This window comes from Mesorhizobium sp. M2E.F.Ca.ET.209.01.1.1 (assembly GCF_004010375.2).
Taxonomy (GTDB): Bacteria; Pseudomonadota; Alphaproteobacteria; order Rhizobiales; family Rhizobiaceae; genus Mesorhizobium.
This window is the reverse complement of the sequence record NZ_SADP02000854.1, coordinates 1-315: the sequence shown is the minus strand read 5'-3', so window position 1 is coordinate 315 and position 315 is coordinate 1. Positions and strand designations below refer to the sequence as shown.

General features: G+C 60.3%; 1 protein-coding gene. It reads left to right on the top strand.

The features are described from left to right. Nucleotides 1-90 precede the first annotated feature (90 nt). Nucleotides 91-315: transposase (locus tag EN852_RS38205; RefSeq protein WP_135879863.1), on the top strand; the 225-nt coding region annotated here is incomplete at its 3' end.

Genomic DNA, 315 nt, shown 5'->3' with positions numbered 1-315 from the left:
TACAGCCGCGGGAGAGCTTGGGATCTTCGCCTTCGTCACGCACGACCGAATAGTCGCTTGGCTCCAACCGTACGCACAAGGCAGGTTACCGTGAACATGATCATTTGTGGAGTTGATGTTTCGAAGGATTGGCTGGACGCGCATGTCTGGCCCGACGGGGCGGTAGAGCGCTTCACCAACGACGCGACGGGGATCGCAGCTCTTTGGCTGTTCTGTCACAACCATGGCGCAACCCACGCGGTGATGGAGGCGTCGGGCGGCTATGAGCGGTTGTGCTTCATGCTTTTGTGGGCGCACGGCATGCCGTGCGCTCTG